Annotated in this window: 17 protein-coding genes; 16 read left to right on the top strand and 1 reads right to left on the bottom strand. The window is 65.7% G+C overall.

Translation table 11 applies throughout. The features are described 5' to 3' along the window. Positions 1–106 precede the first annotated feature (106 nt). From CTP10_RS10845 to CTP10_RS10790, 12 genes are all read left to right on the top strand, one after another. Entirely contained in the window at positions 107–2,461 is a 2,355-nt protein-coding gene (locus CTP10_RS10845) for a bifunctional salicylyl-CoA 5-hydroxylase/oxidoreductase (RefSeq protein WP_116321976.1), read from the top strand. Continuing rightward, positions 2,458–3,261: an SDR family NAD(P)-dependent oxidoreductase gene (locus CTP10_RS10840; protein ID WP_116321977.1), complete on the top strand. Its 804-nt coding sequence runs from the start codon at positions 2,458–2,460 to the stop codon at positions 3,259–3,261. Before CTP10_RS10845 ends, CTP10_RS10840 begins: the two co-directional genes overlap by 4 nt. Before the next feature lie 25 nt (positions 3,262–3,286). Next, complete coding sequence (locus CTP10_RS10835) at positions 3,287–4,138, top strand: enoyl-CoA hydratase family protein (RefSeq protein WP_116321978.1); 852 nt, start codon at positions 3,287–3,289, stop codon at positions 4,136–4,138. 14 nt (positions 4,139–4,152) lie between these two features. After that, a complete protein-coding gene (locus tag CTP10_RS10830; protein WP_116321979.1) occupies positions 4,153–5,322 on the top strand; it encodes an acyl-CoA dehydrogenase family protein in 1,170 nt (389 codons plus the stop codon). 48 nt (positions 5,323–5,370) lie between these two features. Beyond that, on the top strand, positions 5,371–7,053 hold the full coding sequence (locus CTP10_RS10825; protein ID WP_116321980.1) for an AMP-binding protein: 1,683 nt from the start codon (positions 5,371–5,373) through the stop codon (positions 7,051–7,053). Next, entirely contained in the window at positions 7,050–7,475 is a 426-nt protein-coding gene (locus CTP10_RS10820) for an acyl-CoA thioesterase (RefSeq protein ID WP_116321981.1), read from the top strand. The genes CTP10_RS10825 and CTP10_RS10820 overlap by 4 nt, the downstream gene beginning before the upstream one ends. A gap of 59 nt (positions 7,476–7,534) precedes the next feature. Continuing rightward, positions 7,535–7,945 carry a RidA family protein gene (locus CTP10_RS10815; RefSeq protein ID WP_116322046.1) on the top strand — a complete coding sequence of 137 codons (411 nt, stop codon included), beginning with the start codon at positions 7,535–7,537 and terminating at the stop codon, positions 7,943–7,945. Between the two features lie 346 nt (positions 7,946–8,291). Continuing rightward, positions 8,292–9,428 (top strand): glutamine-hydrolyzing carbamoyl-phosphate synthase small subunit, encoded by a 1,137-nt coding sequence (gene carA / locus CTP10_RS10810; protein WP_116321982.1) that lies wholly within the window; start codon positions 8,292–8,294, stop codon positions 9,426–9,428. Between the two features lie 37 nt (positions 9,429–9,465). Then, positions 9,466–10,137, top strand: coding sequence for a leucine efflux protein LeuE (leuE, locus tag CTP10_RS10805; protein ID WP_116321983.1), 672 nt, complete (start codon positions 9,466–9,468; stop codon positions 10,135–10,137). Positions 10,138–10,237: 100 nt separating this feature from the next. Then, on the top strand, positions 10,238–13,486 hold the full coding sequence (carB, locus tag CTP10_RS10800; protein ID WP_116321984.1) for a carbamoyl-phosphate synthase large subunit: 3,249 nt from the start codon (positions 10,238–10,240) through the stop codon (positions 13,484–13,486). Positions 13,487–13,752: 266 nt separating this feature from the next. Further along, positions 13,753–14,229 (top strand): transcription elongation factor GreA, encoded by a 477-nt coding sequence (gene greA / locus CTP10_RS10795; protein ID WP_116321985.1) that lies wholly within the window; start codon positions 13,753–13,755, stop codon positions 14,227–14,229. Between the two features lie 6 nt (positions 14,230–14,235). Continuing rightward, positions 14,236–14,739: a DUF4149 domain-containing protein gene (locus tag CTP10_RS10790; protein WP_116321986.1), complete on the top strand. Its 504-nt coding sequence runs from the start codon at positions 14,236–14,238 to the stop codon at positions 14,737–14,739. A gap of 61 nt (positions 14,740–14,800) precedes the next feature. On the opposite strand, the gene CTP10_RS10785 is transcribed toward CTP10_RS10790, so the two are convergent. Further along, positions 14,801–15,307, bottom strand: a complete 507-nt coding sequence (locus CTP10_RS10785; protein ID WP_116321987.1) for a YhbY family RNA-binding protein — start codon at positions 15,305–15,307, stop codon at positions 14,801–14,803. A gap of 198 nt (positions 15,308–15,505) precedes the next feature. On the opposite strand from CTP10_RS10785, the gene CTP10_RS10780 reads away from it, so the two are divergent. The 4 genes from CTP10_RS10780 (at position 15,506) to glmM (ending at position 20,635) form a co-directional block, all read left to right on the top strand. After that, positions 15,506–16,171 carry an RlmE family RNA methyltransferase gene (locus tag CTP10_RS10780; protein ID WP_116321988.1) on the top strand — a complete coding sequence of 222 codons (666 nt, stop codon included), beginning with the start codon at positions 15,506–15,508 and terminating at the stop codon, positions 16,169–16,171. Positions 16,172–16,322: 151 nt separating this feature from the next. Continuing rightward, positions 16,323–18,206: an ATP-dependent zinc metalloprotease FtsH gene (gene ftsH / locus CTP10_RS10775; protein WP_029046380.1), complete on the top strand. Its 1,884-nt coding sequence runs from the start codon at positions 16,323–16,325 to the stop codon at positions 18,204–18,206. 132 nt (positions 18,207–18,338) lie between these two features. After that, complete coding sequence (gene folP, locus CTP10_RS10770; protein ID WP_116321989.1) at positions 18,339–19,214, top strand: dihydropteroate synthase; 876 nt, start codon at positions 18,339–18,341, stop codon at positions 19,212–19,214. 77 nt (positions 19,215–19,291) lie between these two features. Beyond that, positions 19,292–20,635 (top strand): phosphoglucosamine mutase, encoded by a 1,344-nt coding sequence (glmM, locus tag CTP10_RS10765; protein ID WP_116321990.1) that lies wholly within the window; start codon positions 19,292–19,294, stop codon positions 20,633–20,635. Positions 20,636–20,775 lie beyond the last annotated feature (140 nt).

Here is a 20,775-nt window from a genome sequence, read left to right as displayed (position 1 = left end):
GCTCGTGATGCAGTCTAATATTTGAAGCATAAAATATTTAGGTCTGATCTAGATCGTGACGCCGTCGGGCCGCATTGCCCGGCGCGGGCCCAGCAGGAGGCAACAGATGCGAGTGCTTTGTATTGGTGGCGGACCGGCCGGATTGTATTTCGGCCTGCTGATGAAATTGCAGGATCCCGCCAACGAGGTCATCGTGGTCGAGCGCAACCGGCCCTACGATACCTTCGGCTGGGGCGTGGTGTTCTCCGACGCCACCATGGACAACCTCAAGCAGGCCGATCCGGTCAGTGCCGCCGAGATCAACGCCGCCTTCAACCACTGGGACGATATCGACATCCATATCGGCGGGCGCACCATCCGCTCAGGCGGCCACGGCTTTATCGGCATCGGCCGCAAGCGCCTGCTCAATATCCTGCAGGCGCGCTGCGAAGCGCTCGGCGTCAGGCTGGTGTTCGAGACCGATGTCACCGACGACCAGGCGCTGGCGATGCAATATCAGGCCGACCTGGTGATTGCCTCGGACGGGCTCAACAGCCGCATCCGCACCCGCTACGCCGACACCTTCCAGCCCGATATCGATACGCGCCAGTGCCGCTTCGTCTGGCTTGGCACGCACAAGCTGTTCGACGCGTTCACCTTTGCCTTCGAGAAGACCGAGCACGGCTGGTTCCAGGCGCATGCCTACCGCTTTGACGACAACACCTCGACCTTTATCGTCGAGACGCCCGAATCGGTCTGGCAAGCCGCCGGCATCGACGAGATGAGCCAGGAAGAGGGCGTGGCATATTGCGAGAAGCTGTTCGCGCGCTACCTTGATGGCAACAAGCTGATTTCCAATGCCTCGCACCTGCGCGGCTCGGCGATCTGGATCCGGTTCCCGCGCGTGATCTGCCACCAGTGGGTGCATTGGAATACCTTGCCTGACGGCCGTCGCGTGCCCGTGGTGCTGATGGGCGATGCCGCGCACACGGCGCATTTCTCGATCGGCTCCGGTACCAAGCTGGCGCTGGAAGACGCGATTGACCTGGCCGAAGAGATCCGTGGCAGCGGCCACGACGGCCTGCCCGATGCGCTGGCGCGTTACGAAGCCACGCGCGGCGTAGAAGTGCTGAAGATCCAGAACGCGGCGCGCAATTCGACCGAGTGGTTCGAAAACGTCGAACGCTACGCGGGCAGCCTGCCGCCAGAGCAGTTCGCCTATTCGCTGCTGACGCGCTCGCAGCGTATCTCGCACGAAAACCTGCGCGTGCGTGACGCCGATTACGTGGCCCAGTTCGAACACTGGCTGGCGCAGGAGGCCGGGGTGCCGCGGCAAAGCCTGCAACTGCGCGAGCATGAGCCGCTGCCGCCGATGTTCACGCCGTTCCGGCTGCGCGGCGTCACGCTGAAGAATCGCGTGGTGGTGTCGCCGATGGCGATGTATTCCTGCGCCGACGGCATGCCGGGCGACTTCCACCTGGTGCACCTGGGCTCGCGTGCGTTGGGCGGCGCCGGCATGGTGGTGGCGGAGATGACTTGCGTGTCGCCCGATGCGCGCATCACGCCGGGCTGCCCGGGTTTGTGGAATGACGCGCAGCGTGACGCATGGAAGCGCGTCGTCGACTTCGTCCACGCCAACAGCGATGCGCGCATTGCCATGCAGATCGGCCATTCTGGCCGCAAGGGGTCGACACAACTGGGCTGGGAAGCGATGGACCATCCGCTGCCGGAGGGCAACTGGCCGGTGATGTCGGCCTCGCCATTGCCGTACTTGCCTGGCGAATCGCAGACGCCGCGCGAGATGACGCGCGCCGACATGGAACGCGTGCGCGACGACTTCGTGGCCAGCGCGCGGCGCGCGGCTGAAGCGGGCTTTGACTGGCTCGAACTGCACTGCGCCCACGGCTACCTGCTGTCGAGCTATATCTCGCCGCTGACCAATACGCGTGAAGACGAGTATGGCGGCTCGCTGGCGGCGCGGCTGCGCTATCCGCTGGAAGTGTTCGAAGCCGTGCGCGCGGTGTGGCCGCAGGACAAGCCGATGTCGGTGCGCATCTCGGCGCACGACTGGGTCGAAGGCGGCATCACGCCTGACGATGCCGTTGAAATCGCCCGCGCCTTCAAGGCCGCCGGAGCGGACATGATCGACTGCTCGTCTGGGCAGGTCAGCCCGGACCAGGCACCGGTGTACGGTCGCATGTACCAGACCCCGTTCGCCGATCGCATCCGCAACGAGGTAGGCATCGCCACCATCGCGGTGGGCGCGATCTTCGAGGCCGACCACGTCGACTCGATCATCGCCGCCGGCCGCGCCGACCTGTGCGCGATCGCGCGCCCGCACCTGGCCAACCCGGCATGGACGCTGCAGGAAGCCGCGCGCATCGGCTACCGCGATATCGCCTGGCCCAAGCAGTACATGGCGGGCAAGCGGCAACTGGAAACCAACCTCGAACGCGCCGCGGCGCAGGAGAAGCAGGCATGACGGCCGGCACGGCAACACTGGCGGGACGCCACGCGCTGGTCACCGGCGGCGGGCGCGGCATTGGCGCCGCGATCGCGCGGCGGCTGCTGGCCGACGGGGCCAGCGTCACGCTGCTGGGGCGCGATGCCGGTACGCTGCAATCGACGGTGCAGGCGCTGCGCGAGCAGGCGCCAGCGGGCGCCATGGTCTCGTTCGTCACAGCCGATATCGCCGATGCCGATAGCGTGGCACGCGCCTTTGCCGCGGCCACGGAGCACGCCGGCCCGGTGTCGATGCTGGTCAACAACGCCGGGCAGGCGCACAGCGCGCCGTTCATGAAGACCGATGCCGCGCTGTGGCAGCGCATGCTCGACGTCAACCTGACCGGCACCTTCCTGTGTACGCAGGCAGCGCTGCCGGCGATGCTCGAAGCGGGCTGGGGCCGCATCGTCAATGTGGCCAGTACCGCGGGACTGATCGGCTATGGCTATGTCAGCGCGTATTGCGCGGCCAAGCACGGCGTGATCGGTCTTACGCGCGCGCTGGCGCTGGAAACCGCGCCCAAGGGCGTCACCGTCAACGCAGTTTGCCCAGGCTACACCGAGACCGATATCGTGCGCGACGCAGTGGCCAATATCGTCGGCAAGACCGGCCGCACCGAGGACCAGGCGCGCGCCGAGCTGGCCGCGCGCAACCCGCAGCGGCGACTGGTGCAGCCCGAGGAAGTGGCCGACGCCGTGGCATGGCTGTGCCAGCCGTCCGCCGGCGCGATCACGGGGCAGGCGATCCCGGTGGCCGGCGGCGAAGTGATGGCGGGCTGACAAAGACAAGGACAGAGAGAGAACCATGACTGAAATCGCACTCGACATGCGCCATCACAAGCGCAGCTTTGCCGGCTATGAGCCGCGGCACTTCCTGTGGTCGGTGTCCGACGACGGCAAGGTCGGCACCATCACGCTGAACCGGCCTGAGCGCAAGAACCCGCTGACGTTCGATTCCTATGCGGAGCTGCGCGACCTGTTTCGCGCGCTCTGCTACGCCAGCGACATCAAGGCGGTCGTGGTCACCGGCGCTGGCGGCAACTTCTGCTCGGGCGGCGACGTGCACGAAATCATCGGGCCGCTGACGCAGATGACCATGCCCGAGCTGCTCGATTTCACGCGCATGACCGGCGACCTGGTCAAGGCGATGCGCGCATGCCCGCAGCCGGTGATCAGCGCGGTCGACGGCATCTGTGCCGGCGCGGGCGCGATGATGGCGCTGGCCTCGGACATGCGGCTGGGCACGGCGCAGGCGAGGACCGCATTCCTGTTCGTGCGCGTGGGGCTGGCTGGCGCCGACATGGGTGCTTGCTCGCTGCTGCCGCGCGTGATCGGGCAGGGGCGCGCCAGCGAACTGCTCTACACCGGCCGCGCCATGAACGCGGAGGAAGGGCTGCAGTGGGGCTTCTTCAATGCGCTGCATCCGTCGGAAGCCGTGCTGGCACAGGCGCAGGCACTGGCCGCGCAGCTCGCCGCCGGGCCGACATTCGCCCATGGCGTGACCAAGAAGCTGCTGCACCAGGAATGGAACATGGGGCTGGACGAGGCCATCGAAGCCGAAGCCGAGGCGCAGGCCATCTGCATGCAGACACGCGATTTCCGCCGCGCCTACGAGGCCTTCGTGGCCAAATCGAAGCCGGTGTTCGAAGGCGACTGAGCCAGGGAGCCGCGATGTCAGACAAGACCTATCTCGATTTGCCGCTGTTCGACGACGCGCACCGCACGCTGGAGCGCGAGCTCGACGCGTGGTGCGGGCAACACCTGCATGTCGACCACAGCGACACCGACGCCGCGTGCCGTGCGTTGGTGCGCCAGCTGGGTGAGGCGGGCTGGCTGCGCTATTGCGTGCCGGCAGCGCACGGCGGCGCGCTGCCCGCGCTGGATTCGCGCTCGCTGTGCTTGCTGCGCGAAACGCTGGCGCGTCACGACGGCCTGGCCGACTTTGCCTTCGCGATGCAGGGGCTAGGCTCGGGTGCGATCTCCATTGCCGGCAGCGATGCGCTGCGCGCGCAATACCTGCCGCGCGTGGCGCGCGGGGAAGCCATCGCCGCCTTTGCGCTGTCCGAGCCCGAGGCCGGGTCCGATGTCGCGGCGATGCAATGCAGCGCGCGGCTGTCCGAAGATGGCAAGCACTATGTGATCGACGGTGCCAAGACCTGGATTTCCAACGGCGGCATTGCCGATTTCTATTGCGTGTTCGTGCGCACCGGCGAAGCGCCCGGCGCGCGCGGCATCTCGGCCTTCGTGGTCGATGCCGACACGCCAGGCCTCACCATCGCCGAGCGCATCGACGTGATCGCGCCGCATCCGCTGGCCACGCTGCGCTTCGACAACTGCCGCGTGCCGGTTGGCAACCGGCTAGGGGAAGCGGGGCAGGGCTTCAAGGTGGCGATGATGACGCTCGACATCTTCCGTGCCTCCGTAGCCGCGGCGGCATTGGGCTTCGGCCGTGCCGCGCTGGACGATGCGTTGGCGCGTGCGTGCGAGCGGCCGATGTTCGGCGGCGTGCTTGCCGACCTGCAGCTGACGCAGGCCGCCATCGGCGACATGGCCACGGCCATCGACGCGGCCGCGCTGCTGACCTATCGCGCGGCCTGGCAGCGGGACGTCAGAAAAGAGCGCACCACGCGCGAAGCGGCAATGGCGAAAATGGTCGCCACCGAGAATGCGCAGCAGGTCATCGACCGTGCGGTGCAGATGTTCGGCGGCCTCGGCGTCAAGGTCGGCACGCGGGTCGAAAGCCTGTACCGCGAGATCCGCTCGCTGCGCATCTATGAAGGCGCCACCGAAGTGCAGAAGCTGATCATCGCCCGCGAGACGCTGGCCGGCCGGAAGGCCTGAGCCACAAGCCCCGGAACTGCCGTACCGAGAGCAGACAGGAGACAAGCCATGGCGACCACCGCCCACCTCGATACCTTCGCCCGCGACCGCCTGCCGCCGCCCGAGCAGTGGCCGGTGTTCCGCTTCAATGCCGATACCGACTACCCGGCGCGGATGAATTGCGCGGTGGAACTGGTCGACCGCCATGTGCGCGAAGGCCGCGGCGAGCGCGCCGCCATCCGCCACCGCAACGGTCAGACGGGCCAGATCGAGACGGTCACCTACGCGCAGCTGGCGGCGCTGGTCAATCGCATCGCCCACGTGCTGGTCGAGGACATGGCGCTGGTGCCCGGCAACCGCGTACTGCTGCGCGGCCCCAACAACCTGATGATGGCGGCAAGCTGGCTCGCCACCATCAAGGCCGGCCTGATCGCCGTGCCGAGCATGCCGCTGCTGCGCGCCAAGGAACTGAAGCAGATCGTTGACAAGGCGCAGGTCACCGCGGCGCTCTGCGATGCGCGGCTGCGCGAGGACCTCGATGCCAACCAGCGGGCCGGCGGCGAACACCATTGCCCTAGCCTGGCGCGCGCGATGTATTTCAACGGCACCGGCGAGGGGTCGCTCGAAGCCGCGATGGCGGGCAAGCCCGACAGCTTCGACGCCTGCGACACCGCCAGCGATGATATCTGCCTGATCGCCTTCACCAGCGGCACCACCGGACAGCCCAAGGGTACGGTGCATTTCCACCGCGACGTGCTGGCCATGTGCGACCTGTTCCCGCGCCACGTGCTGCGCTCCGGGCCGGACGATATCTTCTGCGGCACGCCGCCGATCGCCTTCACCTTCGGGCTGGGCGGCATGCTGTGCTTCCCGTTGCGCATCGGTGCCAGCACGGTGCTGGCGGAGAAGCTGACGCCGGAGACGCTGCTGGAACTGATCCACGACTTCCGCGCCACCATCGTCTTCACCGCGCCCACCTTCTACCGGCAGATGGCGACGCTGGCACCGCGCTTCGACATTTCCAGCCTGCGGAAAAGCGTGTCCGCGGGCGAGGCACTGCCCGACGCTACCCGCCAAAGCTGGAAAGCCGCCACCGGCATCGAGATGACCGACGGCATCGGCGGCACGGAAATGATGCACATCTTTATCTCCAGTGCCGGCGCCGAAGTGAAGCCCGGTGCCATCGGCAAGGTGGTGCCTGGCTATGCCGCGCAGATTGTCGACGACGAGATGCGGCCGCTGCCGCCGGGGCAGGTCGGCAAGCTGGCGGTGCAGGGTCCCACCGGCTGCCGCTACCTGGACGACCCGCGCCAGGCCAACTACGTCAAGGCCGGATGGAACCTGCCGGGCGATACCTTCACGGTCGACGAAGACGGCTATTACTTTTACCAGGCGCGCTCCGACGACATGATCATCTCGGCCGGCTACAACATCGCCGGCCCGGAGGTGGAGAGCACGCTGATGCAGCATGAGTCCGTGGCCGAATGCGGCGTGGTGGGCGCACCCGACGACGGGCGCGGGCAGGTGGTCATGGCCTACGTGGTGTTGCGCGAAGGCGTGCCGGCGGACGACGCCACGCGCTCCGCACTGCAGGACTACGTCAAGCGCCAGATCGCGCCGTACAAGTATCCTCGCCGCATCGAGTTCGTGCCGGCGCTGCCGCGCACCGAGACCGGCAAGCTGCAGCGCTTCCGGCTGCGCCAGATGGCGGAGCAGGGCGATGGCACTAACCACGGTGGGAGCAAATCATGAGCCCGGTATTCCGTAGCACCGTTCTGGTGCGTTTCAAGCACTGCGATGCAGCCGGGATCGTGTTCTACCCGCGCTATTTCGAGATGCTCAATGACCTGATCGAAGACTGGTTCGGCGAGGCGCTGGGCTGGCCCTTCGACGCCATGCACGGCGAGGGTCGGGCCGGCGTGCCGACCGCGGAGCTGGAGTGCCGCTTCCTGGCGCCGAGCCGGCTCGGCGAGGTGCTGACGCGCGAGCTGCGCGTGCTCAAGCTCGGACAGTCCAGCTTCACGCTGGCGATCCGCTTTGCCGGCCCACATGACGATACCCGCATGGAAGTGACGCAGCGGCTGGTGTGCGTCGACACCGGTTCGATCGCGCCGCAGCCGCTGCCAGAAGCGGTGCGTGAGGCCATGGCCGCCTATCTGGTGACCGCGGCGTGACCGCCCGACCCATGACTGAATTTTCAATCCACTGATACAGAGAGCAACAGGACATGACCATGAAAATCCTGCAGCCGCCCGACTGGGCGCCCCCGCGTGGCTACGCCAACGGCACGATGACTGAAATGCATGCCGGCAGCCGCCTGATCTTTGTCAGCGGCCAGATCGGCTGGAATGGCAAGTGCGAGTTCGAGACCGATGACTTCGGCATGCAGGTGGCGCAAACGCTGCGCAATGTGGTCGATGTGCTGGCCGCCGGCGGCGCGCGGCCGGAACATATCGCACGGATGACCTGGTATGTGAAGGACAAGGCGGAATACGTCGCGGCCTATCGGGCGATCGGCGAACATTACCGCGCCATCATCGGCCGGCACTTCCCGGCCATGACCGCGGTCGAAGTGGCTGACCTGGTCGAGCCGCGCGCCAAGGTCGAAATCGAGGTCACGGCGGTTGTGCCGCCGCAGGCGTAACGGCTGCGGCACACCACCGGACCGGCGCCCCGGCACCGCTGTCGCGGCTGCCCGAGGCGCCGCCCGGTTGATGCAAGTCCTTGAAAACTTGAGAAATTGGGTGGCGCGGGATATAATTCGAAAGTTTCGCTTTCAGAACCCTTCACCCTAGCGCCAACCGCTTTCCACCTTCCGCCGCCCCCATCCGCGCCGCCTTTGCCAACCACAATTTATGTGATGCAAAGAGCATGTTGCGACCGGATCCGACCGCATCGGCGCAATGCCGCTGCCGACGTCACGGATCCAGCCTGGGAGGCACGAGGCGTCGATTGGTCGGTCACGGGGTGAGTCCAGCAGGAGCCTACCCGTGTTACCGTCTTTTCCGTCCGCCATTCTCGCGCTAGCAGACGGCACGGTCTTTCGTGGCTATTCCATTGGCGCTTCCGGCCATACCATCGGTGAAGTGGTGTTCAACACCGCCATTACCGGTTACCAGGAAATCCTCACCGACCCGAGCTATTCGCGGCAGATCGTCACGCTGACGTACCCGCATATCGGCAACTACGGTGTCAATCCTGAGGATGTCGAAGCCACGAAAGTCCATGCCGCCGGCCTGATCATCAAGGATCTGCCGATCCTGGCCTCCAATTTCCGCAAGGAACACACCCTCGCGCACTACCTGAAGCAGGAAAAGGTGGTGGCGATCGCCGGCATCGATACCCGCAAGCTGACCCGCATCCTGCGCGAGAAGGGCGCCCAGAACGGCTGCATCCTGGCTGGCGAGGACAACGTGCAGAAGGCCATCGACCTGGCCCGCTCGTTCCCCGGCCTGGCCGGCATGGACCTGGCCAAGGTGGTCTCGGTCAAGGAACCGTACGAGTGGACCCAGTCCGAATGGGCGCTGGGCGAAGGCTACGGCAAGCAGGACAAGCCGCAGTTCCACGTGGTCGCCTATGACTACGGCGTCAAGTTCAACATCCTGCGCATGCTGGCCGAGCGCGGCTGCAAGGTGACGGTGCTGCCGGCACAGGCGACTGCCGCCGACGCGCTGGCACTGAATCCGGACGGCGTGTTCCTGTCCAACGGCCCCGGCGACCCCGAGCCGTGCGACTACGCCATCACCGCCACGCGCGAGTTCATCGAGCGCGGCATCCCGACCTTCGGCATCTGCCTGGGCCACCAGATCATGGCCCTGGCCGTCGGCGCCAAGACGCTGAAGATGAAGGCCGGCCACCACGGCGCCAACCACCCGGTCAAGGACCTGGAGGATGGCCGTGTGATGATCACGTCGCAGAACCACGGTTTCGCGGTCGATGCCGACACGTTGCCCGCCAACGCGCGCGTGACGCATGTGTCGCTGTTCGACGGCACGCTGCAGGGCTTCGCGCTGACCGACAAGCCGGCGTTCTGCTTCCAGGGTCACCCGGAAGCCTCGCCCGGCCCGAACGACGTGGCTTATCTGTTCGACCGCTTCATCCAGCACATGACGGACGCGCGCAAATAAGCGCGCACCGGGAAAGCGCTGGACCAAGGGACATCCCATGAACGCCTTTATGCAAACCGCCTTCGGCATCACCGATTTCTGGACCTACCTGCTCGGCACGATCTTTATCGTGCTGCTGCCGGGGCCGAACTCGATGTATGTGCTGTCGGTGGCGGCGCAGCGCGGCGTGCGCGCCGGCTACAAGGGCGCGTGCGGGGTGTTCCTGGGCGACTTCGTGCTGATGGTGCTGTCGGCGGCGGGCGTGGCCTCGCTGCTGAAGGCCAGCCCGGCGCTGTTCTACGTGGTGAAGTACATCGGCGCGGCCTACCTGGCGTGGATCGGCTTCAGCATGCTGCGCGGCGCGGTGCGCAACTGGGCCGCGCGCGGCGATGCCGCCGCCACGTTGACCGTTGGCAAGTCGGACCAGTCCGACCCGTTCCGCAAGGCGTTGCTGATCAGCCTGCTGAACCCGAAGGCGATCCTGTTCTTCATCTCGTTCTTCATCCAGTTCGTTGATCCGGCCTTCGGCTATCCGGTGCTGTCGTTCTCCGTGCTGGGTGTGGTCGCCCAGTTGTGCAGCTTTGCCTACCTGACCACGATCATTTTCGTGGGCGCCAAGCTGGCCGATGCATTCCGGCGCCGCCGGCGCCTGTCGGCGGGCATGTCGAGCGGGGTGGGCGCGATGTTCATCGGCTTCGGCGCCAAGCTGGCGACGGCCACCATGAACTAGCCGCAGCGGCGGACAAACTGACATTTTCGAATCCCCACGGATTCCCTGATTACCGGCGCGGCCCGCATGCAAGCGGGCCGGCCCATAAAGAGAGCGTGCAATGCCAAAACGCACAGACATCAAGAGCATCCTGATCATCGGCGCGGGCCCCATCATCATCGGCCAGGCGTGCGAGTTCGACTACTCCGGCGCCCAGGCCTGCAAGGCCCTGCGCGAAGAAGGCTTCAAGGTCATCCTGGTCAACTCGAACCCGGCGACCATCATGACCGATCCCAACACGGCCGATGTGACCTACATCGAGCCGATCACCTGGGAAGTGGTCGAGCGCATTATCGAGAAGGAGCGTCCTGACGCGATCCTGCCGACCATGGGCGGCCAGACCGCGCTGAACTGCGCGCTGGACCTGCACCGCCACGGCGTGCTGGACAAGTACAAGGTCGAGCTGATCGGCGCGTCGCCGGAAGCCATCGACAAGGCCGAGGACCGCCAGAAGTTCAAGGACGCCATGACCAAGATCGGTCTGGGTTCGGCCAAGTCCGGCATCGCCCACTCGATGGACGAAGCCATGGCCGTGCAGTCGCGCATCGCGCAGGAAACCGGCTCCGGCGGCTACCCGATCGTGATCCGCCCGTCGTTCACGCTGGGCGGTACCGGCGGCGGCATCGCTTACAACCGCGAAGAATTCGAAGAGATCTGCAAGCGCGGCCTGGACCTGTCGCCGACGCGCGAGCTGCTGATCGAAGAGTCGCTGCTGGGCTGGAAAGAGTATGAGATGGAAGTGGTCCGCGACAAGCAGGACAACTGCATCATCATCTGCTCGATCGAGAACCTGGACCCGATGGGCATCCACACCGGCGACTCGATCACCGTTGCTCCGGCCCAGACCCTGACCGACAAGGAATACCAGATCCTGCGCAATGCCTCGCTGGCGGTGCTGCGCGAGATCGGCGTCGACACCGGCGGCTCCAACGTGCAGTTCTCGATCAACCCGAAGGACGGTCGCATGATCGTCATCGAGATGAACCCGCGCGTGTCGCGTTCGTCGGCGCTGGCCTCCAAGGCCACCGGCTTCCCGATCGCCAAGGTTGCGGCCAAGCTGGCCGTGGGCTACACGCTGGACGAGCTGAAGAACGAAATCACCGGCGGCGCGACCCCGGCCTCGTTCGAGCCGTCGATCGACTACGTGGTCACCAAGGTGCCGCGATTCGCGTTCGAGAAATTCCCGCAGGCCGACAGCCACCTGACCACCCAGATGAAGTCGGTGGGTGAGGTGATGGCCATGGGCCGTACCTTCCAGGAATCGTTCCAGAAGGCCCTGCGCGGCCTGGAAGTCGGCGTCGATGGCCTCGACGAGAAGTCGTCGAACCGTGATGAAGTGGTCGAGGAAATCGGCGAAGCCGGCCCGGACCGCATCTGGTACGTGGGCGACGCGTTCCGCCTGGGCATGTCGCTGGAAGAGGTCTATGCCGAGACCGACATCGACCCCTGGTTCCTGGCCCAGATCGAAGACATCGTCAAGACCGAAAACCTGGTCAAGGCGCGCACGCTGGACAGCCTGTCGGCCGCCGAGCTGCGCTTCCTGAAGCAGAAGGGCTTCTCCGACCGCCGCCTGGCCAGGCTGCTGAAGACCGACGCCAAGGCCGTGCGCGAGGCGCGCATCGCCCAGAACGTGCGCCCGGTCTACAAGCGCGTGGACACCTGCGCGGCCGAGTTCGCCACCAACACCGCCTACATGTACTCGACCTACGAGGCCGAGCATGGCGAGTGCGAGGCGCAGCCGACCGACAAGAAGAAGATCATGGTGCTGGGCGGCGGCCCGAACCGGATCGGCCAGGGCATCGAGTTCGACTACTGCTGCGTGCACGCCGCGCTGGCGCTGCGCGAAGACGGGTACGAGACCATCATGGTCAACTGCAACCCGGAAACCGTGTCGACCGACTATGACACCTCGGACCGCCTGTACTTCGAGCCGGTGACGCTGGAAGACGTGCTGGAGATCGTCGCGATCGAGAAGCCGGTCGGCGTGATCGTGCAGTACGGCGGCCAGACCCCGCTGAAGCTGGCGCTGGACCTGGAAGCCAATGGCGTGCCCATCATCGGCACCAGCCCCGACATGATCGACGCCGCGGAAGACCGCGAGCGCTTCCAGAAGCTGCTGCAGGAACTGGGCCTGCGCCAGCCGCCCAACCGCACCGCGCGTGCCGAGGACGAAGCGCTGCGCCTGGCCGAGGAAATCGGCTACCCGCTGGTGGTTCGCCCCTCTTACGTGCTGGGCGGCCGCGCCATGGAAATCGTGCACGAGCCGCGCGACCTCGAGCGCTACATGCGCGAGGCCGTCAAGGTGTCGAACGACTCCCCGGTGCTGCTGGACCGCTTCCTGAATGACGCCATCGAGTGCGATGTCGACGCCCTGAGCGATGGCAAGCGCGTGTTCATCGGCGGCGTGATGGAGCACATCGAGCAGGCTGGCGTGCACTCGGGCGACTCCGCCTGCTCGCTGCCGCCGTACTCGCTGTCGGCCGAGACCGTCGCTGAACTGAAGCGCCAGACCGCCGCGATGGCCAAGGCGCTGAACGTGGTCGGCCTGATGAACGTGCAGTTCGCCATCCAGCAGAACAACGGTGTCGACACCGTGTACGTGCTGGAAGTGAACCCGCGCGCCTCGCGTACCGTGCCGTACGTGTCGAAGGCCACCGGCATGCAGCTGGCCAAGATCGCCGCGCGCTGCATGGCCGGCCAGTCGCTGGACGAGCAGGGCATTACCAACGAGGTGGTGCCGCCGTATTACAGCGTCAAGGAAGCAGTGTTCCCGTTCAACAAGTTCCCGGGCGTCGATCCGGTCCTCGGACCTGAAATGCGCTCCACCGGCGAAGTGATGGGCGTGGGCAAGACCTTCGGCGAAGCGCTGTTCAAGAGCCAGCTGGCCGCGGGTTCGCGCCTGCCGGAAAAGGGCACCGTGCTGATCACCGTAAAGGACAGCGACAAGCCGCGCGCCGTTGCTGTGGCCCGCATGCTGCACGACATGGGCTACCCGATCGTCGCCACCCGCGGCACCGCCTCGGCCATCGAAGCCGCCGGCATCCCGGTCAAGGTGGTGAACAAGGTCAAGGACGGCCGTCCGCACATTGTTGACATGATCAAGAACGGCGAACTGGCGCTGGTGTTCACCACGGTGGACGAGACCCGCGGCGCGATCGCGGATTCGCGCTCGATCCGTACCTCGGCGCTGGCCAACCGCGTGCCTTACTACACCACCATCGCCGGCGCCAGCGCCGCGGTGGAAGGCCTGAAGCACATGCAGAGCCTCGAGGTCTATGACCTGCAAGGCCTGCACGCCACGCTGGCGTAAGCCACGCTGCACATTGCCATCCCGCCGGGCGCTTGCGTCCGGTCAAGGGTCGGCAGGGCCCGGAAGCCCGCCGGTGTTGATGCCGGCGGGCTTCCTGGCCTAAACTACGTCAAATTCGTCGATCGAATTGGCCTGGCGCACCGGTGCAAGCAGTGTGCGGCCCTTCGGTCCTGTCTGAAAGCCGCGGTTGAGCGGAAGTGCCCTGGCTGTGTATTGCCGGGGATGGCTCCAGCTCCGCTGCGGCTCATTTTTTTGTTGAAGAAGACATGAGCACCATTCCGATTACCAAGCGTGGCGCCGAGCTGCTCAAGGAAGAGCTGCAGCGCCTCAAGGCTGTCGAGCGTCCGGCGGTGATCACTGCCATTTCCGAAGCGCGTGCGCAGGGCGACCTTTCTGAAAACGCCGAATACGACGCCGCCAAGGAAAAGCAGGCCTTTATCGAAGGCCGCATCATCGAAGTGGAGTCGAAGCTGTCCACGGCCCAGGTCATCGATCCGACCCAGCTCGACACCGATGGCCGCATCGTCTTTGGCGCGACCGTCGACCTGGAAGACCTGGAGTCCGGCAAGCCGGTCAGCTACCAGATCGTGGGCGACGACGAGGCCGACCTCGACACCGGCAAGATCTCGGTCAGCTCGCCGATCGCGCGTGCGCTGATCGGCAAGTTCGAGGGCGACGTCGCCACCGTGCTGGCCCCTGGCGGTGAGCGCGAGTACGAAGTCATTACCGTCCGCTATATCTGAGGCCGCTTGTTCTCTTCCTCCTATAACAGCCTGCCGCCGCTGCCGCACCGCATCTTTCTGCTGCTGACGGTGGTCTGGGCGGGCAGCCTCTGGACGGTCGGCTACATGGTGGCGCCGACCTTGTTTTCCGTGCTGCCCAGCCGTGAGATGGCCGGCATGATCGCCGGGCACCTGTTCCATACCGAAGCCATCGTAGGCGTGACCATCGGCGTGCTGCAGCTGGTGCTGTGCAATGTGATGATCCGGCGCGGCGCCAACCGCTACCGCGCACTGCGCTGGCTGGTGCTGGGCATGCTGTGCTGCGTGCTGGTGGGCTACTTCGGCACGCAACCCTTCATGGGCAGCCTGAAGGCCAAGGCGCTGGCGCTGGGAGTGGGGGTTTCGGAGTCGCCTTACAAGTCGCAGTTCGGCATGCTGCACGGCGTGTCCAGTGCTTTTTACCTGCTGCAAAGCCTGCTGGCACTGGTGCTGGTGTGGCGCGCTTCGGCGCCGCGTTCGGCGGGGGAGTAGGGGCCCAGGGGCGGGGCGGCCGGCGGCCACCGGGCGGTGGCCGCATGTCCGGATGGGCGAATCAGCCCAGTGCTTTCTTCTTCTGGCTGGTCGGCCGCGCGCGCGAGCGCTTGACGTTGCCGCCCGCGGTGACACGCTCGTTACCCAGTACGGTCACTTCCTTGCGGGTCGGGCGGCGATTCGGCGCGGCGCTGGGTTTCTTGACCGTGACCGTGCGCGGCGCGGCGCCGCCGCGGCGGGCCGGCGGGGCATGGCGGCCCAGGTTGTCCGGCTGGTTTTCCTTCAGGCGCGCTTCGCCCGGGCGCCAGACCACCAGCAGCTTGCCGATATGCTGGATCGGCGCGGCGCTCAGCGCTTCGCAGATTTCTTCGTAGATTGCGATACGGGCGTCGCGGTCGTCGCCGAACACGCGGATCTTGATCAGGTCGTGCGCAGCCAGGCTGCGGTCGATCTCGGCCAGCACGGCGCCGGTAAGGCCTTCGGCGCCAACCATGACGACCGGGTTCAGGGCATGGGCACGGGAGCGCAGTTCTGAGCGCTGGGCAGGAATCAGTTGTAGTGCGGGCATAGGTAGGCGCCACTGGCGCTGGAGTTTTGTGCGCTGCAGGCCCGGCAGGTGCCGGCAAGGCAGGCGGGCGGAGCGCGAATTGGCGCGTATTATCCGTCAATCCGGCACTGTCGGGCGGCAAAATCATCAAAACAGTACAAAAACCTTGCGCATGTGGCATCGGCCGCGTGCCTGGGCAGGCAACAGGCTGGATCTGGCATGGCAAAGAACAAGTTTAACCATTCGTGGCTGCACGACCACATCAACGACCCCTACGTGAAGATGGCGCAGCGGGAGGGCTATCGTGCCCGCGCCGCATACAAGCTCAAGGAAATTGACGAGCAGGACAAGCTGATCCATCCGGGCCAGGTGATCGTCGACCTGGGGGCGGCGCCAGGCAGCTGGAGCCAGTACGCCCGCAACAAGCTGGCGGCTTCACCGCGGGCCAGGGACGGAAAGATCGACGGCGCGGTGGTGGCGATCGATATCCTGCCGATGGAGTCTGTCGCGGACGTCACATTTATCCAGGGCGATTTCCGCGAGGAGGAAGTCTTCCGCCAGCTCGAAGATGTCGTGCTGGAGGCCTCTGGCGGTGACAAAATCGACCTTGTTATCTCCGACATGGCCCCCAATTTGTCCGGTGTAGCCTCCGCCGATTCGGCGCGGATCGAGTACTTGTGCGATCTGGCCCTTGAGTTTGCTCAGGCCCACCTGAAGCCGGAAGGCGCATTGCTGGTAAAGTGTTTCCACGGGAGCGGCTACAGCCAGATCGTGGAGAAGTTCAAACGGCAGTTCAAAGTGGTCGCGAAGCGCAAGCCCAAGGCGTCGCGCGACAAATCTTCCGAAACCTTTATCCTTGGGCGCTACCTGAAGGCGGTGGATTGATCGATCCCGATCGAGGCCAGGGCGAAATAAGAGGGCGAAAGTGCCCCACCCGCAGCTATCGGCGTCATAGTTTCGCTGTTTCCCCCCGAGGGCGGGCGCTGCATTACAATGCAGCTATCCGTTGGCAAGGCAATTGCAAAGGAGTTCGGCCTTGAATAACAACCTGTTTCAAAAGGCGGCAATCTGGCTCGTGATCGCGCTGGTTTTGTTTACCGTCTTCAAGCAGTTCGACAAGCCCCGTGCGCAGGACAGCGTCACCTATTCGCAGTTCATGGATGACGCCAAGAACGGCAAGGTGTCGCGTGTCGACGTGCAGGGCCGCAACCTGGTGGTCTCCCCGAAGGAAGGCGCCAAGTACACCATCATCTCGCCGGGCGACATCTGGATGGTCGGCGACCTGATGAAGTATGGCGTCCAGGTGACCGGCAAGGCGGATGACGAACCCAACGTGCTGGTCCAGGCCCTGTATTACCTCGGACCGACCCTGCTGATCATCGTGTTCTGGTTCTACATGATGCGCCAGATGCAAGGCGGCGGGAAAGGCGGCGCATTCTCATTCGGCAAGTCGCGCGCGCGCCTGATCGACGAGAACCAGAACGCCGTCACGTTCCAGGACGTGGCCGGCTGCGACGAGTCCAAGGAAGAAGTGGTCGAACTGGTCGACTTCCTGAAGGACCCGCAGAAGTTCCAGAAGCTGGGCGGCCGTATCCCGCGTGGCGTGCTGCTGGTCGGCCCTCCGGGTACCGGCAAGACGCTGCTGGCGCGTGCCATTGCCGGCGAGGCCAAGGTGCCGTTCTTCAGCATCTCTGGTTCGGACTTCGTTGAAATGTTCGTCGGCGTGGGCGCGGCCCGTGTCCGCGACATGTTCGAGAACGCCAAGAAGCAGGCACCCTGCATCGTGTTCATCGATGAAATCGACGCGGTCGGCCGCCATCGTGGCGCCGGCATGGGCGGCGGCAACGACGAGCGCGAGCAGACCCTGAACCAGATGCTGGTCGAGATGGACGGCTTCGAGGCCAACTCGGGCGTGATCGTGATCGCCGCGACCAACCGTGCCGACGTGCTGGACAAGGCGCTGCTGCGTCCGGGTCGTTTCGACCGCCAGGTCTACGTGGGCCTGCCGGACATCCGCGGCCGCGAGCAGATCCTGAAGGTCCACATGCGCAAGGTGCCGATCGGCAACGACGTCGATGCCTCGGTGATCGCGCGTGGTACCCCGGGCTTCTCGGGCGCTGACCTGGCCAACCTGGTCAACGAAGCTGCCCTGTTTGCCGCCCGCCGCAACAAGCGCGTGGTCGACATGCAGGACTTCGAGGACGCCAAGGACAAGATCTACATGGGTCCGGAGCGCAAGTCGACGGTCATGCGCGAGGAAGAGCGCCGTGCCACGGCTTACCACGAGTCCGGTCATGCGGTGGTTGCCAAGCTGCTGCCCAAGGCCGACCCGGTGCACAAGGTCACCATCATGCCGCGTGGCTGGGCGCTGGGCGTGACCTGGCAGCTGCCGGAGCATGACAAGTATTCGAAGTACAAGGACAGCATGCTGGAAGAGGTCGCGATCCTCTTCGGCGGCCGGGCGGCGGAAGAAGTCTTCCTCAACGCCATGAGCACCGGGGCGTCCAACGACTTCGAGCGTGCCACCAAGATCGCCCGTGACATGGTGACCCGCTTCGGCATGAGCGATTCGCTTGGCGCCATGGTCTACGTGGACACCGAGCAGGATGGCATGTTCGGCAAGCTGTCTTCCAAGACCGTGTCGGAAGCCACGCAGCAGAAGGTCGACGCCGAGATCCGCCGCATCATCGACGAGCAATACGCGCTGGCCAAGCGCCTGCTCGAAGATAACCGCGACAAGGTCGAAGCCATGACCAACGCGCTGATGGAGTGGGAAACCATCGATGCCGACCAGGTCAACGACATCATGGCCGGCAAGCCTCCGCGCCCGCCGCGCAGCGCATCGGGCCCCAACGGTGGTGGCAGCACGCCTTCGGGCGGCTCGCCGGTGGCGCCGACGAACGCGCCTGCCACGGCCTGATTGCCCGGCTCGTCAGACTGACGACGCCTGCATGCTGGCTGTAAGTGCATGACCCTGAAGCCGGTGCCTGGTGCACCGGCTTTTCCTTTTGCGCGACCGGGTTCGCGCATCGCTTTCTTGAGTATTCAGACCTTGCAGCAAACTCCACAGACCCGGTATTTCCAGTGCGGACGCTTCCGCTTTGCGCTCGACCAGCGCCCGCTCGTGATGGGCATCCTCAACGTTACGCCCGACTCCTTCTCGGACGGCGGCCAGCACGCCAGTCGCAATGCCGCCGTGCGCCACGCCGAGCAGATGCTCGCGGAGGGCGTGGACATCATCGACATCGGTGGCGAATCCAGCCGGCCGGGCTCGGCCGCATTGCCGCTCGAGGATGAGTTGGCGCGCGTGATCCCGGTAGTCGAGGCATTGCGCGACTGTGGCAAGCCGCTGTCGATCGACACTTACAAGCCCGAGGTCATGCGCGCCGCGCTTGCGGCCGGCGCGGATCTCATCAACGATATCTGGGGCTTCCGCATGCCGGGCGCGGTGGAGGCACTGGCGGCGCCGGAGGCGGGGCAGGCCGGGCTATGCGTGATGCACATGCAGCGCGATCCGCAGACCATGCAGGAAGACCCGCACTATGACGATGTGGTCGGCGAGGTGGCGGACTTCCTGGCCGAGCGCATTGCCGTGCTGCGCGCCGCCGGCATCGATGACGCCCGCATATCCCTCGATCCGGGGTTTGGCTTCGGCAAGACGCCGGATCATAATCTGCGCCTGCTCGGCCAGTTGCCGCGGGTGGCGGTCGAAGGGCTGCCGGTACTGGCGGGGATCTCGCGCAAGTCCACGCTGGGCACGATCCTGGGCGGCCGCCCACCGCAGCAACGAATTGCAGCCAGTATTGCTGCCGCGGTGTGTGCGGTAGAGCGCGGTGCGTTTATCGTACGCGTGCATGATGTGGAACAGACCGTGGACGCGGTGAAGACCTGGTGGGCCGTGCGCAACGAGTCCGTCGCGGCGGGCTGAGCCGCCAATGTCTACGCAAGCCAGGCGCCGCAGAGCGCCAGGCAGCGCAACGCAAACAGAACGAAAGGGAACAGCGAATGACACGCAAGTATTTCGGGACTGATGGCATCCGGGGGCGCGTTGGCGAGGCGCCGATCACCCCCGACTTCGTGATGCGCCTGGGCCATGCCGCCGGCAAGGTGCTGGCGCACGGCGCCAGGACGGGGCAGGGCCGTCCGACCGTGCTGATCGGCAAGGACACCCGCATTTCCGGCTATATGCTCGAAGCCGCACTGGAAGCCGGCTTTACTTCGGCCGGCGTGCATGTGCTGCTGACCGGGCCGCTGCCTACGCCGGGCATTGCCTACCTGACGCGCGCGCTGCGCCTGTCGGCCGGCGTGGTGATCTCGGCCAGCCACAACCCGTACTATGACAACGGCATCAAGTTCTTTTCCGCCGACGGTGACAAGCTGCCTGACGCGGTCGAGGCCGAGATCGAGGCCGCCATCGACGAGCCGATGCTGTGCGCACCCTCCGACGACCTTGGCCGCGCCCGCCGCATCAACGACGCACCGGGCCGCTACATCGAGTTCTGCAAGAGTACCTTCCCGCACGAGCAGGACCTGCACGGCCTGAAGCTGGTGGTCGATTGCGCCCATGGCGCCGCCTACCACATCGCGCCGCACGTCTTCCACGAGCTGGGTGCCGACGTGGTCTCGATCGGCAACCAGCCGGACGGCCGCAATATCAACGCAGGCTATGGCGCCACCGCGCCCGCCAGGCTGATCGAGGCGGTCAAGGCCAACGGTGCCGACCTGGGCCTGGCCTTCGATGGCGACGCGGACCGGCTGCAGGTGGTGGACGCCGACGGCCGCCTATATAACGGCGACGAGCTGCTGTATCTGATCGTGCGCGACCGGCAGGCCAACGGCCAGGTCGTGCCGGGCGCGGTGGGCACGTTGATGACCAATATGGCGGTGGAGCTGGCGCTGCAGCGCCAGGGCGTTGAATTCGTGCGCGCCAAGGTTGGCGACCGCTATGTGCTGGAAGAGCTGAACAAGCGCAAGTGGACACTGGGCGGGGAGGGGTCCGGCCACCTGCTGTGCCTCGATCGCCACAGCACCGGTGACGGCATTGTCTCGGCGCTGCAGGTGCTGGCCGCACTGCGCCGCAGCGGCAAGACGCTGGCACAACTGCTGGAAGGTGTCGCGCTGTTCCCTCAGACGCTGATCAACGTGCGCGTGCAGAAAGGCTTCGACTGGCAGTCGCACGCCGGCCTGAAGGCCGCGCGCGCCGCGGTCGAGCCGGCACTTGAAGGCCGAGGCCGGGTGCTGATCCGCGCCTCCGGCACCGAGCCTGTGGTGAGGGTGATGGTGGAGGCCGAGCAGGCCGAGATGGCCGAACGCGCCGCGAAGACGCTGGCCGATGCGCTGAGCGCCTGATTCGTCGCACCTGAAGCGCAAACGCCGGGTTGATCCCGGCGTTTTTTTATGCTGTTTTGCAATTAACTGCCGTAACATTGCGACCGCGTGACAGTTCGATGGCGCCTTGAAACCCAGGCTGGCAGCGGGTTTCAAGAAGA

Origin of the sequence: Cupriavidus sp. P-10 (assembly GCF_003402535.2) — a bacterium.
GTDB lineage: Bacteria > Pseudomonadota > Gammaproteobacteria > Burkholderiales > Burkholderiaceae > Cupriavidus.
Note: the sequence above shows the minus strand (reverse complement) of the source record. Positions and strands in the feature narration are given on the sequence as shown.

Bases quoted from the DNA above. Each gene is read 5' to 3' on its own strand.
- CTP10_RS10845 (WP_116321976.1), top strand. From the start codon at position 107: ATGCGAGTGCTTTGTATTGGTGGCGGACCGGCCGGATTGTATTTCGGC.
- CTP10_RS10840 (WP_116321977.1), top strand. From the start codon at position 2,458: ATGACGGCCGGCACGGCAACACTGGCGGGACGCCACGCGCTGGTCACC.
- CTP10_RS10835 (WP_116321978.1), top strand. From the start codon at position 3,287: ATGACTGAAATCGCACTCGACATGCGCCATCACAAGCGCAGCTTTGCC.
- CTP10_RS10830 (WP_116321979.1), top strand. From the start codon at position 4,153: ATGTCAGACAAGACCTATCTCGATTTGCCGCTGTTCGACGACGCGCAC.
- CTP10_RS10825 (WP_116321980.1), top strand. From the start codon at position 5,371: ATGGCGACCACCGCCCACCTCGATACCTTCGCCCGCGACCGCCTGCCG.
- CTP10_RS10820 (WP_116321981.1), top strand. From the start codon at position 7,050: ATGAGCCCGGTATTCCGTAGCACCGTTCTGGTGCGTTTCAAGCACTGC.
- CTP10_RS10815 (WP_116322046.1), top strand. From the start codon at position 7,535: ATGAAAATCCTGCAGCCGCCCGACTGGGCGCCCCCGCGTGGCTACGCC.
- leuE (WP_116321983.1), top strand. From the start codon at position 9,466: ATGAACGCCTTTATGCAAACCGCCTTCGGCATCACCGATTTCTGGACC.
- carB (WP_116321984.1), top strand. From the start codon at position 10,238: ATGCCAAAACGCACAGACATCAAGAGCATCCTGATCATCGGCGCGGGC.
- greA (WP_116321985.1), top strand. From the start codon at position 13,753: ATGAGCACCATTCCGATTACCAAGCGTGGCGCCGAGCTGCTCAAGGAA.
- CTP10_RS10785 (WP_116321987.1), bottom strand. From the start codon at position 15,307: ATGCCCGCACTACAACTGATTCCTGCCCAGCGCTCAGAACTGCGCTCC.
- CTP10_RS10780 (WP_116321988.1), top strand. From the start codon at position 15,506: ATGGCAAAGAACAAGTTTAACCATTCGTGGCTGCACGACCACATCAAC.
- glmM (WP_116321990.1), top strand. From the start codon at position 19,292: ATGACACGCAAGTATTTCGGGACTGATGGCATCCGGGGGCGCGTTGGC.